Annotated in this window: 17 protein-coding genes; 15 read left to right on the top strand and 2 right to left on the bottom strand. The window is 41.8% G+C overall.

What is annotated here, in order from left to right; translation table 11 throughout:
• The first annotated feature begins 19 nt into the window (after nt 1–19).
• The 13 genes from K7X70_RS03670 (at nt 20) to K7X70_RS03610 (ending at nt 15,357) form a co-directional block, all read left to right on the top strand.
• Nucleotides 20–1,723: a GMC oxidoreductase gene (locus K7X70_RS03670; RefSeq protein WP_222535777.1), complete on the top strand. Its 1,704-nt coding sequence runs from the start codon at nt 20–22 to the stop codon at nt 1,721–1,723.
• Nucleotides 1,724–1,825: 102 nt separating this feature from the next.
• Nucleotides 1,826–2,986, top strand: a complete 1,161-nt coding sequence (locus tag K7X70_RS03665; RefSeq protein WP_222535776.1) for a Gfo/Idh/MocA family protein — start codon at nt 1,826–1,828, stop codon at nt 2,984–2,986.
• A 5-nt stretch (nt 2,987–2,991) separates the two neighbouring features.
• On the top strand, nt 2,992–4,044 hold the full coding sequence (locus K7X70_RS03660; protein ID WP_222535775.1) for a sugar phosphate isomerase/epimerase family protein: 1,053 nt from the start codon (nt 2,992–2,994) through the stop codon (nt 4,042–4,044).
• 20 nt (nt 4,045–4,064) lie between these two features.
• Nucleotides 4,065–4,454, top strand: coding sequence for a c-type cytochrome (locus K7X70_RS03655; RefSeq protein ID WP_222535774.1), 390 nt, complete (start codon nt 4,065–4,067; stop codon nt 4,452–4,454).
• 27 nt (nt 4,455–4,481) lie between these two features.
• Nucleotides 4,482–5,927, top strand: coding sequence for a Gfo/Idh/MocA family protein (locus tag K7X70_RS03650; RefSeq protein WP_222535773.1), 1,446 nt, complete (start codon nt 4,482–4,484; stop codon nt 5,925–5,927).
• 35 nt (nt 5,928–5,962) lie between these two features.
• Nucleotides 5,963–6,658, top strand: a complete 696-nt coding sequence (locus K7X70_RS03645; protein WP_222535772.1) for a 3-keto-disaccharide hydrolase — start codon at nt 5,963–5,965, stop codon at nt 6,656–6,658.
• A gap of 56 nt (nt 6,659–6,714) precedes the next feature.
• Complete coding sequence (locus tag K7X70_RS03640) at nt 6,715–7,953, top strand: nucleoside permease (RefSeq protein WP_222535771.1); 1,239 nt, start codon at nt 6,715–6,717, stop codon at nt 7,951–7,953.
• Entirely contained in the window at nt 7,953–8,834 is an 882-nt protein-coding gene (locus K7X70_RS03635) for a hydroxypyruvate isomerase family protein (RefSeq protein ID WP_222535770.1), read from the top strand. Before K7X70_RS03640 ends, K7X70_RS03635 begins: the two co-directional genes overlap by 1 nt.
• 10 nt (nt 8,835–8,844) lie before the next feature.
• Nucleotides 8,845–9,717 carry a sugar phosphate isomerase/epimerase family protein gene (locus K7X70_RS03630; RefSeq protein ID WP_222535769.1) on the top strand — a complete coding sequence of 291 codons (873 nt, stop codon included), beginning with the start codon at nt 8,845–8,847 and terminating at the stop codon, nt 9,715–9,717.
• 291 nt (nt 9,718–10,008) lie between these two features.
• Nucleotides 10,009–11,001: an aspartate-semialdehyde dehydrogenase gene (locus K7X70_RS03625; protein ID WP_222535768.1), complete on the top strand. Its 993-nt coding sequence runs from the start codon at nt 10,009–10,011 to the stop codon at nt 10,999–11,001.
• Nucleotides 11,002–11,092: 91 nt separating this feature from the next.
• Complete coding sequence (gene dacB, locus K7X70_RS03620; protein ID WP_222535767.1) at nt 11,093–12,508, top strand: D-alanyl-D-alanine carboxypeptidase/D-alanyl-D-alanine endopeptidase; 1,416 nt, start codon at nt 11,093–11,095, stop codon at nt 12,506–12,508.
• Between the two features lie 79 nt (nt 12,509–12,587).
• Complete coding sequence (locus K7X70_RS03615) at nt 12,588–14,552, top strand: beta-N-acetylhexosaminidase (RefSeq protein ID WP_222535766.1); 1,965 nt, start codon at nt 12,588–12,590, stop codon at nt 14,550–14,552.
• A gap of 4 nt (nt 14,553–14,556) precedes the next feature.
• A complete protein-coding gene (locus K7X70_RS03610; protein ID WP_222535765.1) occupies nt 14,557–15,357 on the top strand; it encodes a tRNA pseudouridine synthase A in 801 nt (266 codons plus the stop codon).
• Here K7X70_RS03610 and K7X70_RS03605 read toward each other — a convergent pair.
• Entirely contained in the window at nt 15,350–16,009 is a 660-nt protein-coding gene (locus K7X70_RS03605; RefSeq protein WP_222535764.1) for a TetR/AcrR family transcriptional regulator, read from the bottom strand. The two genes, K7X70_RS03610 and K7X70_RS03605, sit on opposite strands and share 8 nt — an antisense overlap.
• Before the next feature lie 814 nt (nt 16,010–16,823).
• Between K7X70_RS03605 and K7X70_RS03600 the strand changes: the two genes are divergently transcribed.
• Both K7X70_RS03600 and K7X70_RS03595 read left to right on the top strand, forming a co-directional pair.
• Nucleotides 16,824–17,270, top strand: a complete 447-nt coding sequence (locus tag K7X70_RS03600; RefSeq protein WP_222535763.1) for a DoxX family protein — start codon at nt 16,824–16,826, stop codon at nt 17,268–17,270.
• A gap of 92 nt (nt 17,271–17,362) precedes the next feature.
• Nucleotides 17,363–17,761 carry an acyl-CoA thioesterase gene (locus tag K7X70_RS03595; protein WP_222535762.1) on the top strand — a complete coding sequence of 133 codons (399 nt, stop codon included), beginning with the start codon at nt 17,363–17,365 and terminating at the stop codon, nt 17,759–17,761.
• Between the two features lie 7 nt (nt 17,762–17,768).
• Here the strand turns inward: K7X70_RS03595 and K7X70_RS03590 are convergent, their stop codons facing one another.
• Nucleotides 17,769–18,275, bottom strand: coding sequence for a shikimate kinase (locus tag K7X70_RS03590; protein WP_222535761.1), 507 nt, complete (start codon nt 18,273–18,275; stop codon nt 17,769–17,771).
• Nucleotide 18,276: the final 1 nt, after the last annotated feature.

Genomic DNA, 18,276 nt, shown 5'->3' with positions numbered 1-18,276 from the left:
ACCTTTTTAAAAATTAAACATGAGCAATTTAAATACTAAAGCAGCGGCGCAAAATACTTATGATGCCATCGTTGTAGGATCAGGAATCAGTGGCGGCTGGGCTGCAAAAGAATTAACCGAAAAAGGATTGAAAGTTCTATTGCTGGAAAGAGGCAGGAACGTGGAGCACATCAAAGACTATACGACGGCTATGAAAAAGCCATGGGAATTTGAACACCGCGGCAGATTAACCGAAGCACAGAAAGAAACCCATCCGGTACAAAAAAGAGATTATCCTTATCAGGAATTCAATGAGAGCTTTTGGGTGAATGACCTGGAATGCCCATATACTGAAGTAAAACGTTTTGATTGGTACAGAGGCTTCCATGTAGGTGGTAAATCACTGATGTGGGGCCGCCAGAGTTACCGCTTAAGTGACCTGAATTTTGAAGAAAATGCAAAAGATGGTCATGGCGTAGATTGGCCAATCCGATATAAAGACATCGCTCCATGGTATGATTATGTAGAGAAATTTGCAGGAATCAGCGGCCAGGCAGAAAACTATCCTCACTTCCCAGACGGACAGTTCCTTCCGCCAATGGATATGAACTGTGTGGAGAAAGATGTAAAGAAAAGAATTGAAAGTAAATACAACAAGTCAAGAATCATGACCATCGGCCGTACGGCCAACTTAACCGTAGAACATGGTGGTAGAGGTAAATGTCAATACCGTGACCTTTGTAGCAGAGGATGCCCGTTTGGTGCTTATTTCAGCACGCAATCGTCTACCCTTCCTGCTGCGGTAGCTACCGGTAACTTAACTCTTCGTCCTTATTCATTGGTGAACACGATCATCTATGATAAAGAAACGCAAAAAGCGAAAGGTGTAGTCGTGATCGATTCTGAAACGAATGAGCACATCGAATACTATGCAAAAATTGTATTCGTAAACGGTTCGACTTTAGGTTCTACTTTCCTGTTGTTAAACTCTACATCGCCTGAACATCCAAATGGATTAGGTAATGCGAGTGGTGAACTGGGACACAACTTAATGGATCACCATTTCCGTTGCGGTGCTTCAGGAAGAGCAGAAGGTTTTGACGACAAATACACTTATGGCAGAAGAGCCAATGGTATTTACGTACCTAGATATAGAAATGTTGGCAGCGACAAACGTGACTACGTAAGGGGCTTTGGCTACCAGGGTGGTGCAAGTCGCGGAAACTGGCATGCTGATGTGGCAGAAATGGCATTTGGCGGTGAGTTCAAAGATCTGCAAACGGTTCCAGGCACCTGGAACATGGGCTTAGGTGGTTTCGGAGAGTCGCTTCCTTACCATGAAAACCGTGTGTATATCGACAAAAGTAAAAAAGACAAATGGGGACAGCCTGTTTTGGCAATTGACTGTGAATTCAAAGAAAACGAGCAGAAAATGCGCGTAGATATGATGAACGATGCTGCTGAAATGCTGGAAGCCGCAGGAATCAAAGATGTAAAGACTTATGATAACGGTTCTACTCCAGGTATGGCAATCCATGAAATGGGTACTGCACGTATGGGATTAGATCCTAAAACATCAGTATTGAACAAATGGAACCAAATGCACGAAGTGAAAAACGTGTTCGTAACTGATGGTTCTTGTATGCCTTCTGCAGCTTGTCAGAACCCTTCATTAACGTATATGGCACTGACCGCAAGGGCTTGTGATTTTGCAGTTAGTGAACTTAAAAAAGGAAACCTTTAATATTAACCTGCATACTGGTAAAAGCCGGTATGCAGGTTTTATGTTTAAACCCTGCTAAGTCGGTTTAGATACATTAAAAACAACAAAAAACAAAATATTCTGATGAACAACAGAAAGATGAGAATGGGGATGATCGGTGGTGGCAAAGATGCCTTCATCGGAGCCGTTCACCGCATTGCGGCAAACATGGATGGTCAGGTTGAATTTTGCTGTGGCGCCTTGAGCGTCAACCCTGAAGTTGGTAGACAATCCGGACAGGAGCTTTTCCTGGATGATGACCGCATTTATGCGAATTATCAGGAAATGATTGAAAAAGAGAGTCAGTTGCCTGCTGATAAACGCATTGATTTCGTGACCATTGTAACGCCTAATTTTGCCCACTTTGCACCTGCAATGATGGCATTAGACCATGGTTTTAACGTGGTGATTGAGAAACCAATTGCCTTATCACTTGAAGAAGCAAAGCAATTACAGGAAAAAGTTAAAGAAACAGGATTGATCTTGTGCCTTACCCATACTTATTCTGGTTACCCGATGGTGAAACAAGCCAAAGCAATGGTAAAAGAAGGTAAACTGGGTGCCATTAGAAAAATAATGGTAGAATATCCTCAGGGATGGCTGAGTACCTTAACAGAACGTGAAGGCAATGCTGGTGCTGCATGGCGCACCGACCCTGCTAAAAGTGGAAAAAGCGGCTGTATGGGCGATATCGGTACACACGCTGCACAATTGGCAGAGTATATCTCCGGCTTAAAAATCAGCAAACTTTGCGCAGATTTAAACATTGTAGTACCAGGACGTGGATTAGACGATGACGGAAACGTATTGTTAAAATTCGACAATGGTGCGAATGGTGTTTTAATCGCTTCACAGATTGCTGCAGGTGAAGAAAATGCATTAAAAATCAAAATATACGGTGAAAAAGGAGGCCTGGAATGGCACCAGATGGAACCAAATACCTTAATCGTAAAATGGTTAAACGAACCGGCACAAATTTACCGCGCTGGACAAGCTTACCTTTCTGACGCTGCAAAACACAATACCCGTGTTCCTGGTGGTCACCCTGAAGGGTATCTGGAAGCCTTTGCTAACATTTACAGAAACTTTGTCTTAACTATCGGTGCAATTAGTCAGGGACAGGAACCTACAGAAGCTATGCTGGATTTCCCTAAAGTGGAAGATGGCGTGAGAGGGATGGCATTTATTGATAATGCAGTCGCTTCTTCTGCCTCTGATCAAAAGTGGTTTGATTTTAAAATATAAACATCATGACAACAATTAAAGGCCCTGGAGTTTTTCTGGCTCAGTTTATCGGTGATGAAGCTCCATTCAATTCTTTGGATGCCATTTGTGAATGGGCAGCAGGATTAGGATTTAAAGGTATTCAAATGCCGACCCTTGATCCACGCTTCATTGATTTACAAAAAGCAGCAGAAAGCAAAACTTATGCAGATGAACTAAAAGGCAAAGTAGCGTCTTATGGATTGGAAATTACAGAACTATCTACACACCTGCAAGGGCAGCTCGTAGCTGTAAACCCAGCTTACGACCTTGCTTTTGACGCCTTTGCTCCAGATTATTTAAAGAATAACCCTGCTGAAAGAACCAAATGGGCCGTTCAGCAGTTGAAATATGCCGCGAAAGCTTCACAAAACCTGGGCTTAAATGCGCATGCTACCTTTAGCGGATCGCTGTTATGGCACATGTTCCACCCCTGGCCACAGCGCCCGGAAGGATTGGTAGATGCCGCTTTTACCGAGCTGGCTAAAAGATGGACGCCGATTTTGAATGAATTCGACAATTGTGGTGTAGATGTATGCTATGAGATTCACCCTGGTGAAGATCTTTTTGACGGCATCACTTACGAAATGTTCCTGGAAAAAGTAAACAACCACCCACGTGCCTGTCTGCTGTATGATCCTTCACATTTCGTATTGCAGCAACTGGATTACATCCAATACATCGATTTCTATCATGAGCGCATCAAGGCTTTCCACGTAAAAGATTCAGAGTTTAACCCAACGGGAAAACAAGGAACTTTTGGTGGTTACCAAAGCTGGGCAAACCGTGCCGGAAGGTACCGTTCTCCAGGTGATGGACAGGTAGATTTCAAAACCATTTTCAGTAAATTGGCGCAGTACGATTATAGCGGCTGGGCAGTAATGGAATGGGAATGCGTGATTAAAGACGCACAAGTGGGTGCCAGAGAAGGTGCAGAACTGATCAGCAAGCTGATCATTCCGGTAACAGACAGGGCATTCGATGACTTCGCTGCTTCCGGTGGAAATGACGATTTCAACAATAAAATTTTAGGACTATAATATATTAACACACTATTAAGATGAAAAACACACTATTTATCCTTGCCTGCTTTATTTCTGTTCTAGCTTCCTGCGGAAGTCCGGAATCAAGTTCTACCAGTACTACAGCAACCACTGAAAGTGCACCTGCAGCAACGAGTTCATCCACAGAAAAACACCCAGGAGAAAAGTTAATTGCGACTTCTGACTGTATCGGCTGTCACAATAAAGTAACCAAAGTAATCGGTCCGACTTACGAAGAGATTGCGGCTAAATATGCAAATGATGATGCAACAATTGAGAAATTGTCTGCAAAAATTATTGAAGGTGGTAAAGGTGTTTGGGGTGAAGTCCCAATGACTCCACATGCCAACTTATCAAAAGACGATGCCAAAGAAATGGTACGCTACATTCTATCCCTGAAAAAATAACCTGAACCACAGAACCAAATATAAACCATGGAAGAAACAAAAAAAAACCAGGAGACTTCGTCCCGACGAAGTTTCCTTAAAACCACTGCAATTGCTGCTTCAGCATTTATGATTGTTCCCCGTCATGTTTTAGGCGGACCAGGATTTATAGCGCCTAGTGACCGTCTGATTATCGCCGGTATCGGTGCAGGAGGTAAAGGACAATCAGATATTGCCAACTTTTACAAAAGCGGAAAAGCCGATATCGGTTTTCTTTGCGATGTACACGATTCAAGGGCTGCGGCCAGTGTAAAGGCATTCCCGAAAGCAAAATACTATAGGGATTACCGTGAATTGTTCGATAAAGAGCATAAGAACTTCGATGCAGTGTCTGTTTCAACCCCCGATCATAGTCATGCGATCATTGCTTTAGGCGCCATGCAGCTGGGTAAACATGTGTATGTTCAAAAGCCATTGGCTCACGACATTTACGAAGCCCGTGCATTAACTGCAGCAGCACAGAAGTACAAAGTGGTAACCCAAATGGGAAACCAGGGTGCTTCAAATGATGGCCCTAGACAAATGAAAGAATGGTATGATGCAGGTTTAATTGGTGATGTTCATACGGTTTATGCCTGGACAGACCGTCCGGTATGGCCGCAGGGTATTCCATGGTCGGCAAATAAAGAAGAAGTGCCTGCAGACCTGGATTGGGATTTATGGTTAGGTACTGCTCCTTATAAGGATTACGTAAATAAACTGGTTCCATTTAACTGGAGAGGCTGGTGGGATTATGGAACAGGTGCATTGGGCGACATGGGTTGTCACCTATTGGAAGCTCCTTTCAGCGTACTGAACCTAAAATATGCAACGGAAGTTCAAGCTAGTGTAGGCTCTGTCTATGTGGATGAATTTAAACGTGGATATTTCCCTGATAGTTGTCCTCCTTCAAGTCACGTGACCTTGAAATTCCCTAAAACCAATAAAACTAAAGGTGACATTGTAGTGCACTGGATGGACGGCGGTATTCAGCCGGAAAGACCAGAAGAACTGGAAGCAAATGAAGTTTTCGGTGATGGTGGAAATGGTACGCTATTTATCGGTACCAAAGGAAAAATGATGGCCAGTACTTATAGTGCAGACCCTCGTTTATTGCCCTTGAGTAAAAATAAAGACATCAAAGTTCCTGCGAAGTTTGCGCGTGTACCTGGTGGTGCAGAAGGCCATTATGCCCAGTGGGTTGAAGGTTGTATCGCTGGATATGGCAAGAAAGAACTGAGTTCTCCGTTCGATATTGCCGGCCCGCTTACAGAAGCTTTATTGATGGCAAATCTAGCCATCAGAGGAACGGATGTTCAAGTGAAAAATGATAAAGGAAGAGCAACCTTCCCTGGAAGAGACATCAAATTACTTTGGGACAATAACAACATGAAAGTGACCAATTTTGATGCCGTGAACCAGTTCGTGAAACGCGACTACCGTAAAGGATGGTAAATTACCCTCCTTTTTTTAATCTAAAAAGAAAAATTATGAAACCATATATCTTCTCAGCGATACTACTTACCGCAGTATTCGCTGCAAGCAATAGTGATGCGCAATCCAAAAGCAAAGGATTTACCAAACTTTTTGATGGTAAAACCACTAAAGGATGGCATACCTATGGCCAGGATACCGCAGGCGAAAAATGGCAAGTGACAGATGGTACCCTTCATTTTAACCCTAAAGCTGGAAATAAAGGTGGTGGCGATTTAGTGACCGATAAAGAATATAGCAATTTCCACTTGAAAATCGACTGGAAAGTAGCACCAAAAGCAAATAGTGGAATTATTTTTTATGTTCATGAAGACAAGCCAAAATATGGTGCTACCTATCGCACAGGTTTAGAAATGCAGGTATTAGACAATGACGGTCACCCGGATGGAAAAATTACAAAACACCGTTCAGGAGATCTTTATGACCTGATTAAGAGCAGTTCAGAGCCAGTTAAACCTGTCGGAGAATGGAATACTGCAGAGATTATCAGCAAAAACGGTAAACTGGAGCTAAAACTAAATGGCGTAAAAGTAGTACAAACTACCCTTTGGGACGACCAGTTTAAAGCATTAGTTGCCGGCAGTAAGTTTGCAAATTGGGAAGGTTTCGCTACATTCAAGACCGGAAAAATTGCTTTGCAAGATCATGGGGATGAGGTATGGTTCCGCAACATCCTGATTAAAGAGCTTTAACAGAAAGGCGTAGGAAACGCTAAAATATTACACCAAATAAAAAAACGAAATAAACAATGAACCTTAACAACCGCATCAAACTGTCATTCATGATGTTCCTGGAGTTTTTCATCTGGGGCGCATGGTTTGTGACACTAGGTACCTTCCTGGGGAACAACCTCAATGCTACAGGTGGCCAGTCGGCTTCAGTATTCTCTACCCAAAGCTGGGGCGCAATCATTGCTCCTTTCATCATTGGACTGATTGCTGACCGTTATTTTAACGCAGAAAAGATCCTGGGTGTGCTGCACTTAATCGGTGCCGTACTCATGTATCAAATGTATAATGCTACAGACATCAGTGTATTCTACCCGTATGTATTGGCTTATATGATTCTGTTTATGCCTACCCTGGCCTTAGTCAACTCCGTTTCCTTCAATCAAATGAAAGATCCTGAAAAAGAATTCTCTACCATCAGGGTATTTGGAACGATCGGATGGATTGTTGCTGGTTTATTGATCAGTTTCTACTTCCACTGGGATACTGCAGAAGGTGCAAAAGCAGGTTTGCTTAAAAATACCTTCCTAATGGCAGGTATCGCTTCCCTAGTGATGGGTCTGTTTAGCTTTGCCTTACCAAAAACACCGCCAAAAGCTGTTGCTGGTGAGAAAGTAAAAATCTCAGACATCCTGGGTTTAGATGCGTTAAAACTACTAAAAGATAAAAACTTCGCGATTTTCTTTATCTCTTCTATCCTGATTTGTATCCCTCTTGCTTTCTATTACCAGAATGCACACCCTTTCCTATCTAATGTAGGCGTGGAAGATCCAACAGGAAAAATGACGATCGGACAAATTTCTGAAGTATTGTTCTTGTTATTGCTTCCGGTATTCTTTACCAAATTCGGTTTTAAGAAAACGATTCTGGTAGGTATGCTGGCATGGTGCTTACGTTACGCGCTTTTTGCGTACGGAAATGCTGGTGATTTAGGCTTTATGCTGATCATTGGTATTGCCCTTCACGGGATTTGCTATGACTTCTTCTTTGTATCAGGACAGATCTATACAAACTCTATTGCGGGTGATAAATACAAAAGTTCTGCGCAGGGACTGATCACTTTAGCGACTTATGGTGTAGGGATGCTGATCGGTTTCGAAGTAGCTGGATACATCACAGATACTTATAAACTTGCCGATGGCTCATTCGATTGGAAAATGGTATGGATCATTCCTTCAGGTATTGCCTTAGTGGTATTCTTATTGTTTGCTGTTTTCTTCAATGACAAGAAAAAAGTAGAAACTCAAGTAAACCTATAATGGCCGAAGAATTAAGCAGGAGATCTGCATTGAAAAACATAGTTGCCGGAACCGCCGCTTTAGGTGTTTCGGCAACATTGCCAAGTTTTGCTATGGAGCCTTATCAATCTACCGCATTAAAAGGGAATGTGAACCATTCGGTATGTCAATGGTGTTTCGGTGATATGGAATTAGATGCCCTGTGTATCGAAGCCAAAAAGATCGGAATTAAGGCGATCGACCTTGTTGGTCCCGCCGGCTGGCCTACCTTAAAGAAGCATGGTTTGGACTCTTCCATGTGTAATGGCGCAGAAATTAACCTTGTGGATGGATGGAATGACCCTAAATTTCATGCAACATTAATTAAAAATTACTCGGAAATGATTCCGAAAGTTGCCGCAGCAGGTTATAAACAACTGATCTGTTTCAGTGGAAACCGACGCGGAAAAGATGACGAAACCGGTCTGAACAATTGTGTGGAAGGCTTGAAACAAGTAATCGGCATTGCCGAAAAACACAATGTAGTCTTAGTAATGGAATTGCTGAACAGCAAAGTTGATCACACTGATTATCAATGCGATACCACTAAATGGGGTGCTGAACTTGCCAAAAGACTGGGCTCAGAAAACTTCAAATTGCTGTACGACATTTATCACATGCAGATCGATGAAGGCAACGTGATCAGCAATATCAAAAAATACCATCCGTACATCTCTCATTACCATACTGCCGGCGTTCCGGGAAGAAATGAAATAGACGATACTCAAGAGTTGTTTTATCCTGCAATTATAAAAGCTATATTAGCAACGGGATTTAAAGGTTATCTGGCTCAGGAATTCATTCCGAAGTATAAAGATAAAATCAAATCTCTGAGAGACGCCGTAAATATTTGTGACGTATAAATCAAAACTTATGAACTCTAGAAGAACATTTATAAAAAACGCAGGTATGGCTGCAGCAGGAGCCCTGTTGTTTCCTTCATTTGCGCATGCCTTTGCTAAGGTAAAACCTGTTGGACTTCAACTGTACACTTTGAGAGAAGTGATCGGTAAAGACCCTAAAGGCGTGATTGAACAAGTGGCTAAAGCAGGCTATAAGCAAGTAGAAACTTACGGATACTCTGCAAAAGACGGTTATTTCGGTATGGCCCCTAAAGCTTTCAAAAGCCTGTTGGATAACAACGGCCTCATCGCCCCTAGCGGACACTTCGGTTTGGATTCTTTCTTAAAAGACGGCAACCAGGACGACCTGAAAATTGCTATCGAAGGCGCAAACGCACTTAAGATGGACTTCCTAACCATTCCATGGATGGGCGAAAGCTTAAGATCAAGCCTTGACGATTACAAAAAAGTTGCGGAACGCCTAAACGAGGCTGCACTAATCTGTAAGAAAGCAGGATTGAAACTGGCTTACCATAACCATGATTTTGAATTCAAGAAATATGATGGCAAAACCGGATATGAGGTCATGCTTGCTGAAACCGACAAGAATTTAGTAAAGTTTGAGATGGACTTATACTGGGTGGTAAGATCGGGTAATGACCCTATTGCTTTCTTTAACAAATACCCTGGACGTTTCCCCATGTGGCACGTGAAGGATATGGACAAAGCTAACCATGGTAAAAATACAGAAGTAGGAACAGGTGCGATTGATTTCAAACCATTTTTTAAACATGCCAAACAGGCAGGATTGAAGTATGCCATCGTGGAACAAGAGAATTTCTCCAAGGATCCATTTATTAGCATTAAGCAAAGCTTTGATTACGTAAGTCGCGAATTGATTTAAGAAGAATAAAATCTTAAAATATCAAGGGAAGTGGTTTACGAAAACTACTTCCCTTTTTTTATGACCATCATTCTTTAACTTAATCCTAAAGATCCAGTGTCTGGAGACAAACCACTCCGATGATCTTTAAAGCGCATTAAAATGCAAGTTTTGAGTACTTTAGCATCAAAAAGCACAAAAATTTCACCATATTTGAAAAATATGGCCGGAATCAGCCACTGACAAAAAGAACTTATTACAAAAAACTGAATACTATAAATTAATAAGAACTATAAAAAACCAATTAAAGAAATGAAAATTGCAGTTGTAGGCGCCACCGGTCTGGTAGGTACCGTAATGTTAAAAGTGTTAGAAGAGCGTAACTTCCCGTTGACCGAATTAATCCCGGTTGCATCTGAAAAAAGTGTTGGTAAAGAAATCACTTTTAAGGGTAAGAAGTACGCAATTGTAAACATAGATACTGCAATTTCAATGAAACCTGATATTGCTTTATTCTCTGCGGGTGGCAGCACCTCATTAGAACATGCTCCACGTTTCGCTGAAGCAGGAACCACAGTAATCGACAACTCATCGGCATGGCGCATGGACCCATCTAAGAAATTAGTGGTACCAGAAGTGAATGCTCATGAATTATCTATTGATGATAAGATTATTGCCAATCCAAATTGCTCAACTATTCAAATGGTAGTGGCTTTAAAACCATTACATGATAAATATAAAATCAAACGTGTGGTAGTTTCTACTTACCAGTCTGTAACAGGAACTGGCGTTAAAGCAGTAGAACAAATGATGAATGAGCGTAAAGGCATCATGGATGGCCCAATGGCGTATGCTTACCCTATCGATTTAAATGTAATCCCTCAGATTGATGTTTTCGAAGAAAACGGATACACCAAAGAGGAGATGAAAATGATCAAGGAAACCAATAAAATTATGGGAGACGACAGCATTCGTTTAACGGCTACTACAGTTCGTATTCCAGTAATGGGTGGCCACTCTGAGTCAGTAAATATCCAGTTTGACAACGAATTTGACGTAATTGAATTGAGAGAATTATTAGCTAAAACTCCAGGAATCGTAGTGGTGGATGATATTGCCAACCTGAAATACCCAATGCCAAAAGATGCTCATGAGAAAGATGAAGTATTTGTTGGAAGAATCAGACGTGATGAATCTATGCCAAACACCGTAAACCTTTGGATCGTTGCAGATAACCTTCGTAAAGGTGCAGCAACCAATGCGGTACAAATTGCAGAATACCTGGTAAGTAAAGAACTAGTTTAATTATTACCTATAAAAAATGATTGAGGTACGGAACGCTCTAAAAGGCAATCTGTACCTCAATTTTTCGTTAATAGCTACATTGACTCCAATTATGAATATTGTCAGAAACATTGCCTTTTTATCCCTGATCCTTTTACAGCAGCTTGCCCAGGCTCAAACTCCACTGGAAAAACTGGAACAAGCTTATCAGGTATTAAAAGATGATGGTCAGGCAAAACATGCGATCATTGGCCTTTGCGTATTGGATGCCAATACCGGAAAGCTACTGCTGGGCAAAAACGAAGAATTGGGCCTTGCTACAGCTTCCACTTTGAAAACCATTACTGCTGCGACAGCATTCAGTATGCTCGGCAAAGACTTTCAATACCAAACTACCCTTGCTTATAGCGGCCAGATTACTTCAGATGGCACTTTACAAGGAGACCTCATCATCGTTGGCGGCGGAGACCCTACCTTAGGCTCCTGGCGCTACGAAAACACTAAAGAAAATTACATCCTGCAGCAATGGGTAATGGCCATACAGCGCGCAGGAATTAAAAAAATTGAAGGTAAAATCATTGGTGACGACAGCATCTGGGGAACGCAAAGCACACCTGATGGTTGGATCTGGCAAGACATTGGCAATTATTACGGTGCCGGTCCATCCGCACTCAGCTGGCGCGAGAACCAGTTCGACATCCACCTGAAAGCCAGTAACTCCAAAGATCAACCGGTATCTATTTTAAAAGTGGTTCCGGAAATGCCTTACCTAAAAATCGTAAATGAGCTGAAAGCTGGTGCTGAAGGCAGCGGAGACCATGCGTATTCCTACCTGCCTCCTGATGGCAACCTCGCCTACCTTCGCGGAACCTGGGCCTTGGGGATTTCCAAACCAGGAGTTTCTACTGCAGTACCTAACCCTGCTTATGATGCAGCATTTCGCTTACAGGATACCCTGAAACGCATCGGCATTGCCACACCATTACAACCCACTACCGCCAGGCTGCTGGCTGCAGACCAGCAATCCGTACCTGCTGTTCAACAGAAGCTGATCACAATCTCCTCTCCTACCTTATCGGAAATGGTGTATTGGTTCAATAAAAAAAGTGTCAATTTATACGGAGAACACCTGCTAAAAACATTGGCCTGGAAATCCGGTAAACAACCAACCACCGCCAATGGCGCACAAACAGAAATCAATTTCTGGGCGCAAAAAGGGATGGACAGACGTGCTTTGAACATTGTAGATGGCAGCGGACTATCACCAGCCACCAGGGTAACCCCATTGGCCATGGCCGAAATCCTTTTTCAATCACAAAAAGAAACCTGGTTTCCAGACTTCTATAAATCAATCCCCGACAACAACGGCATGAAGCTAAAAAGTGGCAGCATTGCCGATGTTTCCGCTTATGCCGGATACTATACCGATAAAACAGGCAACAAATACGTCATCGTAATCAACATCAATAACTATAACGGATCGGGCATTAACAAGAAGTTATTCAAGGTACTGGATGTTTTAAAATAAAGGAATCGGCTCATTATCTGCCTTTTTATTGATAAATTGCGACAGTTTTTAAACATAAGAAATACGGTTAACCTTTGCTATGAAGAGATTATTTCTGTTGGTATTGACTGGTATGATCAGCGCTGCTGGTTATAGCCAGGGGCCTCTACCAACTACCACAACGATGACTGAGCCGGCAATATCAAACCTGCTTCCTACCGAAATTGCCATCATTCCAGAACCTGTTTCTGTAATTAAGCAGGCTGGTCATTTCATCCTACCTGAAAATGTATCCATCCATGCCCCGGCAAATCCGGAATTGAAACAAGTGACTGCTTTCCTACAGGAAAGATTGTCTATTCCTACTGGCAGGTATGTTTCCATACTGAGCGGCCATGCTGGAGATCATGCGCAAATCAGGCTAATCCTAAATGATAAACAAAATCCACAGTTAGGAAATGAAGGTTATCAGCTGACCGTTAAAACCAATCAAATTCTGATCAGGGCCAATAAAGCAGCCGGCTTATACTATGGCGCGCAAAGCCTGATACAGCTCTTCCCTAAAGAAATAGAAAGTAAAGAACCAGTAGCTACACAAACCTGGTCTGCGCCCTGCGTAGACATTACCGATTATCCGCGTGTAGGCTGGAGAGGCCTAATGCTGGATGTAGCCCGCCATTTCTTCACAAAAGAAGAAGTAAAACAATACATCAACGCGATGGTTCGCTACAAATACAACATCCTTCATTTACACCTCACCGATGATGAAGGCTGGAGAATAGAAATCAAAGGTTTCCCAAAATTAACTGAAGTTGGTGCATGGAATGTGAAAAAGACCGGAGAATTCGGGAATTTCATCCCTCCTACACCAGATGAGCCCCGTACTTATGGCGGTTTCTATACCCAGGAAGATTTAAAAGAACTCATTCAATACGCACAGGATCGGTTTGTGAACATCATGCCGGAGATCGACGTTCCAGGTCATAGTTTAGCAGCCATTGCTTCTTACCCGGAGCTTTCCTGTACTCCTGGTGCAGAAAATTACCGTGTTCGCTCTGGCGAAAGAATCATGGACTGGTCCAGAGGAGCGCCGCCAACCGCCTTGGTAGACAATACCCTTTGTCCGGCGAATGAAAAAGTATACAGCTTTTTAGATAGCGTGATTACCCAGGTAGCCGCATTGTTCCCTTTCGAATACATTCACATGGGAGGTGATGAAGCCCCTTTTAACTTCTGGCAAAAGAGCGATGCCATCAAAGCATTGATGCAGAAAGAAGGATTAAAGAATATGCATCAGGTACAGGGATATTTTGAAAAACGAGTACAGGCAATTGTAGAATCCAAAGGCAAAAAGTTCATGGGCTGGGATGAGATCATGGATGGGGATCTTTCTCCAAGCGCTGCAGTGATGAGCTGGAGAGGTGTAAAAAACGGGCTGGATGCCGCAATGAAAAAACATGAAGTGGTCATGAGTCCCAGTACTTATGCTTACCTGGATTATATGCAGGCCGATCAAATTACAGAACCAAGAGTATATGCTTCCCTGCGTTTGAGTAAAGCCTACGAATTTGACCCCATTCCTGCAGGTGTGGACCCGAAATACATTAAAGGCGGGCAAGCCAATTTATGGACAGAGCAAGTTACCAATATCCGTCAGGCCGAATACATGACTTGGCCAAGAGGAATGGCCATTGCAGAATCTGTATGGTCGCCCAAAGAAAAGAAAAACTGGGAAAACTTTTTTGGAAGAGTTGAACAGCACTTTCAGCGCCTGGATGTTGCAGAAACGAAATATGCACCGAGTGTGTACGACCCGATTTTTAAAGTGAGCCGCTCTGCGGATAAGCAGCTGATCATTGAATTGAATACCGAAATTACGGGACTGGACATCTATTACAGTTTCGACAACTCCTTCCCGGATCGTTTTTATCCGAAGTATACGGAAAAACTAACACCGCCAAAAGATGCAACGATGTTAAGAGTGATCACTTACAGAGGTAAACAGCCGATTGGAAGAATGATGAATATGCCAATAGAAGAGTTAAATAAGAGAGCAAGAAGATAAGACATTGAGGTATTTTGTACATATAGGCTACCATGGCCTTCATTTTAATGGATGGCAGAAACAACCCGGAGTGATGAATGTGCAGGGCGTAATAGAAAATGCACTGACACAGATCCTGAAAACCCCAATATTTATCAATGGCTGCGGCCGTACTGATGCTCATGTTCATGCGAGTCAGTTCTTTTTTCACATGGATATAGAACAGCCATGGGATTTCGACCTGATGTTTCGCTTAAACAAGCTCTTGCCGGCCAGTATTGCCGTTTTTGACATCATTCCAATGGAAGGCTTACCTCATGCCCGTTTTGACGCCGTACAGCGCAGCTATGATTACTTTTTGCACACTTATAAAAGCCCTTTTCTTAACGGACATAGCGCGTACTATCTTTTACCTGATCTAAAATTTGATCAAATGAAACAAGCCGCAGCATTGCTGCCTCAATACCAGGATTACCGTCCTTTCTGCACCAGCCCTGATAAATACGAGCATACGCTCTGTTATGTAAAATCAGCAGAACTGACCGTAGATAGTAGTGGAGACCGTTTACGCTTCCAAATCTCTTCTAATCGCTTTCTAGGGAAAATGATCCGGATCATCATGGGACAATTGCTGAAAATTGGTAAAGGGGAATTGACTGTGGATGAATTTGAGCATCATCTGATCAGTAAAGAAACGCCTAGACTGATTACCCCTGCACATCCGCAAGGGCTGTATTTATCTAAGGTGACTTACCCTTATCTGAATCTGCCGCCAAGAACAACCTTTTCGGCCATTCTACAACCACAGTTCGATACATTTAAGTAGTCTTGTTTTTAATTTTCCCTGCCTGAAATGCCCATTCGATAATGTGTTTGATGGATTTCTTCACTTCGGCTCTTCCCGCTTCTGAGTTAATATCCAATCCGCAGATGGTGCTGTCGTTTTTCTTGGCATGAAGTACCATATAATAAATTCCAGAAACCAGCAGCGCTGATACCCCCCTTAAACTCACCGGAGAATTCTTGAAATAAGGATCTGACATCTCCAGCAGTACATCTCCCTGCTCTGCCCTTACTTTACAGACGCTGTCCAGCAAGATGGTTCTTTCTGAGATTTCCCAAAGAATGATCTTCTGCATTTCTTCTTCATTCCAGAAATACTCAAACTGCTTTTCAAGAAGTGAGGAAATCGTATCTATTAAGGCGCTTTTTTTATTGATGCCTTCAATGTCGTTGGAAATGTGTTTTTTATGGGATAACCAGTAATCTTTTTCAATTACATAGGTCTCAATCAGGCGGTCTACATTTTCAAAATACCGGTAAATCAGTTTCTTACTGACCTTAGCCTCCCGGGCGATTTCATTCACGCCCAATGCACGGTAACCTTTAGCCTTAATAATCGTACCTACTGCATCTATCAACTTACGTTCCGTTAATAAACGGCTTTTAATGGCTTCTGTGGGTTCTTTTTTAACCATATCAATACTGGATTCTTATAAAGGACAACTGGACAATAGTGCTAACGAATGGTTTGGAAGAAAATTTTAATACAATAAATAAATTTTAGGTTTAATTACAAAAACCATGCAATAAAAAGGAATTTATTTAAAATCACTTTGAATTTCCTGGAAAAATAACAATAATTAATTATTTTTTTAGTTAAAACTGGAAGTAAAATTCCTCGAAAACACAGTCTGAAGCATCAATTGGCTGATTTTCATTAGGGTATATTTATTTTTAAATAATTTATTGAGTGATCATATATAGATACAAAATAAGAAAATACTGAAAAAAAACAAACTTCATGGCATTCCTACCGAATGCCATGAAGCGGGATAATTCAATATAGGGGGGACATATTGAATATTATTAATGCGTTTTATAAATCCGTCTTGCAATAACGCCTAAATGCAAGCGGGGAATCAACAAAAAAATGAGAACGTTGATCAATGTATTAGAATTTCAAGATAATAGGGGATTATATTTTAATTCATACATGGCAAATATAAACTACAAAACCTATCGAAGTGGTGACATGGAAAATTATTTTAAGGATCGCTATCCGCTGAAAAACAGGGTTTTAAGCAATATCAAAGCAGTAGTAAAACAGAATTTGTGTAAAAAAACCATTTTTGAACAGAAATTATCATTTGTCCTTCAGCCCCTGGAATCCCCAATCCAAAGACCAAATAAGCGACTGAACAGCAGTAAATTAACCACTAAAAAGCCCTTGATAATCTTGTTTATTCTCCTTAACTTCAAGTAGCATTTTTTAAAACAAGGAGGTATATCATGACTGTTATTCAAAGGATTGAACACTGGGGAGACCTGCACCATGCCAAATGGCTGGATGCGGTACGGATTGTTTTAGGTTTACTCATTTTTGGTAAGGGCATTGCGATCGTGAGCAACACAGCAGCCTTACAGGATTTACTGCTGCAAAATAATGTGTTTAGTTTTTCAGGGATGATGGCGAGTGTAGCGGTACATGTGATTGGGTTTGTCCATCTGGTAGGTGGCTTACTGATTGTACTTGGCCTGCTGACCAGGTTTGCTGTGGTGATTCAAATTCCAATTCTGGTCTGTGCAATACTATTTGTTAACTTATCCAGGGGATTTTCCTTTCTAAATTCAGAATTATGGCTTTCCATCATCGTATTGATGCTGCTGATTCTATTCTGGGTGGTAGGTTCAGGTCCTTATTCCGTAGACTATCAAATGAAGAAAAAGCCAAGGTAGTAAAAGAATCATTCCTTTACGATAATTGATTCTTTACACCGATCTGAGATTCATAAAGCCTTAAATGATTAATTTTGAATAAAATAAGGCTTATGAATTTTCACACTAGAAAATGGGTAAAACCAGAAGATCTGAATCCTAACGGGACGCTGTTTGGCGGTAGCTTGCTCCGCTGGATCGATGAAGAAGCGGCGATTTATGCAATTGTACAGCTCAGCAATCCAAGGGTAGTTACCAAATACATCTCGGAAATCAATTTTGTCAGCTCAGCAAAACAGGGCGACATCATAGAAATGGGCATCACTGCAACCGATTTCGGAAACACCTCTTTAACGATGCGCTGCGAAGTTAGAAACAAGATCACCAGAAAAAGCATCCTGACCATTGATAAAATGGTATTTGTGAATGTAGACGAAGATGGTAATCCTGCGCCGCATGGCAAAACCCACATTAAATTTATAGAAGAACAATTTGAGAAAGAAGACCTTTAGAAGGCCTTTAAACATACGATAGCACCAATACTCTTAAGGCATCGGGCGTAAGGCTGATCCCGTTTACAATCTGACTCGCTTGCTGATAGAAAGGATTACGTTCTTCCAGTTTACTGGCAATAAAAGCAATCAATTCTTCTTCATTCATGTCTTTTAGTAAAGGACGCTTATCTTTTCCACTTTCCAATCTTTTCGCTAATGCCGCAGGAGGCATTTCTATATAAATGGAAAGCCCATTTTCATTGATCCATTGCATATTGTCAAAATAGCAAGGCGCTCCCCCACCTGTGGCCACCACACAGTTGTCCGGGTAAATTAATTCTTTTAGCGTTTTACTTTCAAAGATCCTGAAGGCAGATTCTCCATTTGCGGCAAAATAAGCGCCAATAGACATCCCTACGAGTTTTTCAATCTGATGGTCCAGATCAATAAAATCATATCCTAGTTTAGTTGCCAGTTTTTTACCTAGCGTACTTTTGCCACAACCCATAAATCCTATCAGGAATATCTTCATT

The organism is Pedobacter polysacchareus, assembly GCF_019802255.1.
Taxonomy (GTDB): Bacteria; Bacteroidota; Bacteroidia; order Sphingobacteriales; family Sphingobacteriaceae; genus Pedobacter; species Pedobacter polysacchareus.
This window is presented reverse-complemented; position numbering and strand designations above follow the sequence as displayed.

Bases quoted from the DNA above. Each gene is read 5' to 3' on its own strand.
- K7X70_RS03670 (WP_222535777.1), top strand. From the start codon at position 20: ATGAGCAATTTAAATACTAAAGCAGCGGCGCAAAATACTTATGATGCC.
- K7X70_RS03665 (WP_222535776.1), top strand. From the start codon at position 1,826: ATGAACAACAGAAAGATGAGAATGGGGATGATCGGTGGTGGCAAAGAT.
- K7X70_RS03660 (WP_222535775.1), top strand. From the start codon at position 2,992: ATGACAACAATTAAAGGCCCTGGAGTTTTTCTGGCTCAGTTTATCGGT.
- K7X70_RS03655 (WP_222535774.1), top strand. From the start codon at position 4,065: ATGAAAAACACACTATTTATCCTTGCCTGCTTTATTTCTGTTCTAGCT.
- K7X70_RS03650 (WP_222535773.1), top strand. From the start codon at position 4,482: ATGGAAGAAACAAAAAAAAACCAGGAGACTTCGTCCCGACGAAGTTTC.
- K7X70_RS03645 (WP_222535772.1), top strand. From the start codon at position 5,963: ATGAAACCATATATCTTCTCAGCGATACTACTTACCGCAGTATTCGCT.
- K7X70_RS03640 (WP_222535771.1), top strand. From the start codon at position 6,715: ATGAACCTTAACAACCGCATCAAACTGTCATTCATGATGTTCCTGGAG.
- K7X70_RS03635 (WP_222535770.1), top strand. From the start codon at position 7,953: ATGGCCGAAGAATTAAGCAGGAGATCTGCATTGAAAAACATAGTTGCC.
- K7X70_RS03630 (WP_222535769.1), top strand. From the start codon at position 8,845: ATGAACTCTAGAAGAACATTTATAAAAAACGCAGGTATGGCTGCAGCA.
- K7X70_RS03625 (WP_222535768.1), top strand. From the start codon at position 10,009: ATGAAAATTGCAGTTGTAGGCGCCACCGGTCTGGTAGGTACCGTAATG.
- dacB (WP_222535767.1), top strand. From the start codon at position 11,093: ATGAATATTGTCAGAAACATTGCCTTTTTATCCCTGATCCTTTTACAG.
- K7X70_RS03615 (WP_222535766.1), top strand. From the start codon at position 12,588: ATGAAGAGATTATTTCTGTTGGTATTGACTGGTATGATCAGCGCTGCT.
- K7X70_RS03605 (WP_222535764.1), bottom strand. From the start codon at position 16,009: ATGGTTAAAAAAGAACCCACAGAAGCCATTAAAAGCCGTTTATTAACG.
- K7X70_RS03600 (WP_222535763.1), top strand. From the start codon at position 16,824: ATGACTGTTATTCAAAGGATTGAACACTGGGGAGACCTGCACCATGCC.
- K7X70_RS03595 (WP_222535762.1), top strand. From the start codon at position 17,363: ATGAATTTTCACACTAGAAAATGGGTAAAACCAGAAGATCTGAATCCT.
- K7X70_RS03590 (WP_222535761.1), bottom strand. From the start codon at position 18,275: ATGAAGATATTCCTGATAGGATTTATGGGTTGTGGCAAAAGTACGCTA.